This is a genomic window from Fibrobacter succinogenes (assembly GCF_902779965.1).
Classification (GTDB): Bacteria; Fibrobacterota; Fibrobacteria; order Fibrobacterales; family Fibrobacteraceae; genus Fibrobacter; species Fibrobacter succinogenes_F.
The window spans coordinates 1-7,851 of record NZ_CACZDK010000062.1; the positions used below are offsets into that span (position 1 = coordinate 1).

The 7,851-nt window shown below is 40.7% G+C and carries 3 protein-coding genes; all 3 read left to right on the forward strand.

Annotation, left to right across the window (positions count from 1 at the left end; translation table 11 throughout):
* Positions 1–189: 189 nt before the first annotated feature.
* Positions 190–1,347 carry a phospholipase D family protein gene (locus tag HUF13_RS16815; protein WP_173476182.1) on the forward strand — a complete coding sequence of 386 codons (1,158 nt, stop codon included), beginning with the start codon at positions 190–192 and terminating at the stop codon, positions 1,345–1,347.
* Positions 1,348–1,788: 441 nt separating this feature from the next.
* Positions 1,789–5,217: a helicase-related protein gene (locus tag HUF13_RS16820; protein WP_173476183.1), complete on the forward strand. Its 3,429-nt coding sequence runs from the start codon at positions 1,789–1,791 to the stop codon at positions 5,215–5,217.
* A 22-nt stretch (positions 5,218–5,239) separates the two neighbouring features.
* Positions 5,240–7,851: Eco57I restriction-modification methylase domain-containing protein (locus HUF13_RS16825; protein WP_304039350.1), on the forward strand; the 2,612-nt coding region annotated here is incomplete at its 3' end.

A 7,851-nucleotide genomic window follows, 5' to 3' on the forward strand; every position in this document is an offset into this window, starting at 1 on the left:
CCAAAACTAGCGGCAGGAACGCTCTACAAGGCGTTTTCGCCTAAAGGCTTATAAACAGCCCCAAAAACACCAAAAAACGCGCTACAAGCGCGGTATGGACTATTGCGTTGAAAAACTCATTGAATTATATTATTTGAAAAGAAATAATTTGTTTGCTAAAAAATGGAGACGGATATGACCCAGATATTCTTGAACCCCGAAGACAACATAAGCCTACAAAAAGTTTATACCAAGGTATTCCAGGAGGCGGATGAAATCTATTTAGCGACCGCTTTTTTGACTGAATGGAGCTTTAACGATGTTAAACTGGGAAACTGCAAACAGTTTGTCGCCATTGTCGGAACACATTTTGGATTGACAAAGAAAAAAGCTTGCAGGGATTTAATGAAATGGTTGCCGCCGTCTCTTAGGTCTCACATATACGCATTCCCCTTTGAACAGCAGAGCACTTTTCACCCGAAGGTTCTTGTTTGGAAAAAAGGTGATAAGTATTTCAGTCTCATAGGTTCTTCTAATCTTACAAGTGCTGCGTTTAACAAAAATTATGAGATAAACGTTGAAAATGAAATTGATGCAGAAGATTACAAAAGAATAGTGGAATGGTTCAAGGATAGAAGCGACCAGTCTCAAGTAATGTCTCAAAGCTGGATTGAGTCCTATGTGGAATCGACTTTTGTATATCGTTCTAAGAAGGGTAAGAAAGAACCCGACGAAAAAGTTTTTGATGTAAGAATACCTCACGGCGAAGAAAGTGTTAAGATTCTAAAAGGTCGCCGCAAGCAGATGGAGGTATTCAAAACAAAAAAAACGAAAATTCTGGAAATGATGAAACAAAATTCTTCGGGAGAACTGTCAAATAAAAAGTTCTGGAGAACCTTTCATGGCTTATGGCATTGCCGATTTGATGAACCCGATGAATTTAGATTTCAGGGCAATGGTATTGAAAGAACCTGTGCTAACGCAAACTGGCGCGAAGCCACGACGGCGTTCCTAACCATCTTTGAAAAGCACAGGAATGGTAACATTTTTGAGCTGGACAAGGTTGTTGCCGAACAAATTGACGCGTTGAAAGAAAAGAAAAACCCTGCGCGAAAGGCCTGGCTTTCAGAAATGCTTTGCCAGTTCTTTCCCGATGCATATCCTCTATTAGACGACCCCGTAAAAAATTGGGTTAAGAAGATTGGCTGGGAAATTGACAGGGGTGGAACCGAGGGAAAGAAGTATGTTGATTTGGCGACACGCCTAAGAAGTGTCGTGAAAGAAAACAAACCTTTTGTGAACAATCTTGCAGAACTAGACGCTTTGATGTGGCTTAACGAAAATCCTGGCAAAGATTTTTTCAGTTGACGCCTATCGCATCAGCTCCCTATACAGGGTGACGCTGGCTCTCCACCAGGTCTGCCAACAGAAAAAAATGTCGTTAAAGCCATTTTCCTTTATGTGCTTGTAGTTCCTGACGAAAAAGAACGCCGCGAACACGACGCAGAGCTTAATGAATAGAAGGATGCGGAGCACCCAGACCATAAGCCAAATTTTGTAATCGTTCATAATTGGACGTAAGCTAGTAAAAAGTTGGCTCCTAGCGTGCAAACAGTTGTTGCTTAATGAACGATATAAACCTAATCAAGTTAGGTTTAACAAGCGTTTTTTTACAAAAAAAGTTCTCTTTGACACTTTATGACTTGAAATTGAATATAAATTGAAAAAAATCAAAGAAAATTCAAAAAAACTTTGATTGTAGTGTAATGGAAAATACTATTATGGTGTTCAAAAAAGGAATGGGTCGTAATGTTCAAAACGCTCGTCGATAATTCATCTTCTTCGCTTTCCATGGTTGAGACGCTAAAACAGTGTTTGATGGAGCCTGGTCTGCAAGAGGTGGATATTGCCACGGGTTATTGGGACATTCCTGGACTGGCCTTAATTCAGGCTGAATTGGATGCGTTCTTACAACAGCCGGACACGCGGTTCAATTTGCTCATCGGGAAGGACCCTTATGTTTATGCGAACCAACTCAAGGAACCTAAATATAAGGACGCTACCTTCCCAGATGATTTTATTAGAACGGACATTGAAAGCCTGGAGCTGAAAGACGAATTTCAGAATGCCGTAAAACTCCTGTTGAAGTATTGCGATAACAGCGAAAATTCTAAAATCCAAATTCGCATCTTTCGTAAAAACGAAAAAGACGAAACACAGTTTCTTCATTCTAAATGCTACATATTCAAGTATAAGGACCATTCCTATGGCCTTATCGGCAGTAGCAATTTTACGGCCAAGGGCTTGCAAGGAAATGCCGAACTCAACCACTTCGACAATGATTCTTCCTTTGTCCTCGCTGAACCCAAAGAAGGTGCCCCTGCAAAGGGCCATCGTTTTTGGTTTTATGAAAAATGGGAACTGTCCGAATGTTGGAATAAGGTATTCCTGGAACAGATTCTAAAAAAAGCCCCGATTGGTGAAAAAGCTCAAAAGGAACTTGAAGAAGAATCAGAACCGACATGGGCTTATACACCGTATGAGCTGTATATCCGCTATCTTCAAAATCAGTTTGGCGACATTGCCGACAGCAGTCAAGATACGACGTTGAAATCCTATCTTCCCAAGGATTACAAAAGTTTTACTTACCAGCTAGACGCAGTAAAGCAGTGCTTCTTTATTATGAAGCAGTACAACGGGTTTATTCTTTCGGACGTTGTGGGACTTGGAAAAACTGTTGTCGGAACATTGATTATTAAAAAGTTTATCGAGGAACACGCTTCCTATGAGGGCCGTTCTGCGAACGTGCTTATCGTAACGCCTCCCGCAATTAAGTCCGGCTGGTTGGACACGATTAGGGACTTCGATGAAGATGCTCCAACGGCAATTACTCCCTATATTGACTTTATCACCACAGGTAGCATTGGAAACCTTTTGACGGGCGAAGATGAAGAAGATAACGATGATGGTGCGTTCACGGAGGCTTTGAAGGATAAGGAATATGGCCTTATCATCATAGATGAAAGTCATAATTTCAGAAACCACAAGACGAAAAAATATCAAGATTTGGATAATCTGATTTCGAGAATTGCTCAACAGCATATTGCTCCTTTTGTTGGGCTGCTTTCTGCTACTCCGCAGAACAACTCTCCGCAGGATATTTACAATCAAATCAAGTTCTTCGAAAGAAATCCGAATAATACGAAGTTGCCGACGATTGAGGGCGGTAAACTAGATTCTTTCTTTAGTAATATGGAAAAAGAGTTCCAGCAGTGTAGGAAGCTGGAGGACAGGCGCGAAGCAAAGATTCGCCTTAAATACCTTTCCAAGCAGATTCGAGAAAAAGTTCTTGACCAGCTCCTGGTCAGAAGAACGCGAACGGATATTAAGAAATACTATTCCAAATACAATGAAGATTTGACTTTCCCTGAATTGAGGGGGCCAAAGAGAATCGACTACATCATGGATTTGGAATTAGCCGATTTGTTCTATAATACCATTCAGGCAATTTTGCCGCCCAATGAGTTGAACCTGTTGGACAATACCAGGCATTTGGGCTATCATCGCTATCAGGCGATTAGGTATTTTAAGGACGAAGAAAACAAGAAGTTCTACGAAAAGAACAACTTGACTGTTGACATGACGACCGAGCAGCTGGCTTCAATGATGAAAAAACTGCTTGTGAAACGTTTGGAAAGCAGCTTGCCTGCTTTCAAGAATACTCTTTGTGCTCTATGGGATGCAACAAAGAACATGATAAAGATGCTTGAACGAAATGTCGTCTTTATCTGCCCTGATATTGATGTAAATCGTGAGTTTTTCGACAAGAATGATGAACCGTTGCCTTTTGATTCTGTCTGTGAAAACATCCGTAGCAGAATTGAAAAGAAGCAAGGCAATAATCGCGAATACAGGGCTGACGATTTCCGAGAGGAATATCTTGAGCGTTTGAGAGAAGATGAACGGATTCTGGACGGCTTATGCAAACGTTGGAATCGTGTTTCCGTTGACCCGAAGCTGGAACAGTTTAAGGAATGTTTAAGAGAAGAATTTTTTGATAAGCGAAAGAACACCTCCCAAAAACTGGTTATCTTTACGGAAGCCGTTGATACGATGAAAGAACTGGAAAAAGTCGTAAAGGCAATTCATCTTCCCAAAAACAGAAGGCTTCGTCCTCTCGCCATTTCTGCCGCCAATCGCGATGCGATGAAGGAAGTGATTAAGCAGAACTTTGACGCGAACTACAAAGGTGAAATGAAAGATGATTACGATGTTATCATCACGACAGAAGTTCTTGCAGAAGGTGTAAACCTACATCGTTCAAACACAATCCTCAATTATGACACACCCTGGAATGCGACAAAATTGATGCAGCGCATTGGCCGTGTGAACCGAATTGGTTCTAAAGAGCCTTTTGTCTATGTTTACAATTTCTATCCCAGCGCAACGGGAAATGAACAGTTGATGCTTATTGAAATCGCTTTTGCTAAGCTGCAAACATTCCACACGATGTTTGGTGAGGATAGCAAAATTTTCAGTGAGGACGAAGAAATCTCCGAGGCGAATTTCACCCAAAACTTTGATGGCGAGGAATCGCCTTATAGCAAGTTTATTTCGGAATTGAAACAGTTCCAGGAAAATAATGCAGAACGCTTCAAGGAACTCATGGAAATGCCGATGGAGAACATGGGCGGACAGTTGCGACAGGATTGTACAAACGGCTGCTTCGCGGTACGTTCGCTCCAGCAGGGAATGTTGAATCTTTTTGCTGATGATAAGGGCAATATCAAAACGGTTTCTCCACTTGAATTTGCTGACTACTTGAAAACAAATTCGTTGAATATTTTCGTTAAGCCTGAAAGTCGTGAACTTTACGAAACAATGAAGGATTCTGCAATCATTGAGTTCAGCAAACACGTCACTCACTCCATTCATGCGAAAGACATTAACGATAAGCAGAAAAATGCCCTGGCTGCTATTGCAAAAATCCGCTTAATGCTTACAGATGATGCCGCGTTCGCTTCCTTGAAGGCTGCTGAAAGAGCAGTAAAGGATAAGAATGTCGATGTGATTAAGGCTGTGCTGAAATGGGAAGAAGATTACGACCGTTCTGGCGCGTCAATGTTCGGCTTGAATAGCGACGTAAACGATTGGGTCAAGACAGCGTTCAAGACCGTTACGGAAAAGGCCAAGTTGAAAAAAGGCGAAGCTTATATCGCGCTTTACGAAATGAACTAGGAATTATACAAGGGACAAAACAATGGACAAGAAACAGGTTAAAACAGTTCTTACGGGTGATTTCTCTGGAATTGATAATTTCATAGAAAACATCATTTATCCTATCTTCGGCGAGGAATGCTTTGAAAAGAAGGATGTGCCGGAACAACTGGTGACAAGTGAATCGAAGGCTGCTGCGGATATAGCCAATGTTTCTTCCATTCTGAATATTGGAACGATAAGCAACATCAAATCAGAAGACATTGAACTGTTCGATGTGACATTAAAAAACGCCTCGGATATTTCTCGTTCCAGAGTTGGAATCCAGCGCCTTATAAGGTCGGCTTTGTCCCAGTATTCCCATGCTTTTATTGTCTTCCACTACAAGGACTGTGAAAACAAAGAATGGCGATTCTCCTACCTCCACAAAGAGGGAACACTAAAGAACACGACTTCCGCCAAAAGATATACCTATGTTTTTGGAAATGAGCACAATCCTCGGACGGCTACGGAGCGTTTTGAAATTCTCGCCAATTCCAAGAAGACGGACGATGATTTGATAAATGCTTTTTCTGTCGAAGCTCTTTCTAAAGAATTTTTTGACAAATACGAGGAACTTTACAACTCCTTCGTTAATTATATGATTATCACTCCGGCAATGCAAAAGAGCTTTAAGACGGTCATTGCCAAATATGATACCGGGGATGATGAAAATGATGTTGAGGAAATTTACAAGACAAAATATAAGCCCCTTCGTGACTATGTAAAGAAAATGATGGGCCGTTTGGTGTTCCTGTATTTCTTGGAACGAAAAGGCTGGCTGAATGGCGACAAAAAGTATTTAACGAAACTTTTTGATGAAACAAGCGAGAAAAAGGATTTCTTGGATAATGTACTTGAACCGTTGTTCTTTGGCGTACTAAACACTCCGCAGAGAATGCGTTCCGAGAAATTCAAGGAAATGGGTTGGAGCACTGCGGCTATTCCTGGTCTTTCCTCGATTCCTTATTTGAACGGTGGTTTGTTCGAACAGGATGAACTTGATAAGAGGGACGCAAAATTCCCGGAAGATTACTTTGAAAAACTGTTTGACTTCTTTAGTGAATACAACTTCACTGTGGATGAAAACGACCCCAATGACGAAGAAATGGGCATTGACCCGGAAATGTTGAGTGTTATTTTTGAAAGCCTTCTTGAAGATAATAAGGGTAAAGGCGCCTTTTATACTCCCAAAGAAGAAGTGCTCTATATGTGCAGCGAGTCCATCATTGCTTACTTGAGCGAAAAGTCTGGGATAAAGGAAAAGATTATTCGGAAATTCATTGAAAATCTTGACGATGAAAACATCCCGGAGGAAATCGAAGAAAACAAACGTCTGCTACTCAAGCTCATTGAAAACGTAAAGATTTGTGACCCTGCAATAGGCAGTGGTGCGTTCCCGATGGGAATGCTGAATCTGTTGCTAAGAATAAGGCTCGCTCTCTATCCTCGAAAGAATAAAGATGCAAATGAAATCGCCCGATTGAAGAAGGATATTATTCAGAATAACATTTATGGTGTAGATATTGAAAAGGGCGCGATTGATATTGCTCGACTTCGTTTTTGGCTTTCCATCGTTGTAAATAGTGATGAACCGGAACCCCTGCCGAACTTTGATTATAAATTTATGCAGGGAAACAGCCTCATTTCAACATTCGATGGCCATTATGTGGAAATGAGCCTTGATAATACTAAAACGGGTAAAGGCGAACGTGTTTCCGCGGGCGTTACTGTGCAGAAAAATTTGAATGAACTTGTGGATTTGCGTCAAGAATTTTACAGCCTGTCTGGAAAGGATAAATACAACAAAGAGATTGAAATCAAGAAATTGACTCTTGATACGTTAAAATCCATTTTCTCCGCAGAACTGGCCTCGTTAAAAGAAAATCCCTATGAACAATTAAGTTTAGGCTTTGCCGGAGGTCTAAATGCAAAGGCGCAAAAAGAGTTTGACGAAATCAAACGACAGCAAAAGGAAATTTCATCCTTAATCAAGAAAATAGATGAACTAGCAACGGCTTTATATTACAGCGGAGCAACGTACGCGGAGAGAGCGAAGACAGATATAAACTTCTTTGACTGGAAATTCTGTTTCAGCGATGTTGTGATGGACCGTGGTGGTTTCGATATTGTAATCGGCAATCCTCCGTACATTCAGTTGCAAAAGGATGGTGGTAAACTCGCCGCCATGTACGAAAAATGTGGCTTTTCTAGTTTTGCAAAGACTGGTGATATTTATTGCCTTTTCTATGAAAAAGCTTTGCAACTGCTAAGTGATGATGGACTCTGCTGCTTTATTACCAGTAATAAGTGGATGCGTGCCGCTTACGGTGAGAAATTACGTGAACTTTTTGCTAATCACACCAATCCTAGAATACTAATTGATTTTGCTGGAGTAAAAGTTTTTGATTCCGCGACTGTTGATACAAACATATTGTTATATCAAAAGACGGAGAATAAACACAAGACTGTTGCTTGTGTGACAAAGAACATGAGTAAAGATGACTTAAAAAAATTGAGCGTTTACGTTCAGCAAAATTCAACCGATATGAATTTTAATAATTCTGACAGTTGGGTTATACTGTCATCTTTGGAACAAACGATTAAACAGAAAAT

What these genes read in the sequence shown, in the direction of transcription:
- HUF13_RS16820 (WP_173476183.1), top strand. Translation starts at nt 1,789, where the DNA reads ATGTTCAAAACGCTCGTCGATAATTCATCTTCTTCGCTTTCCATGGTT.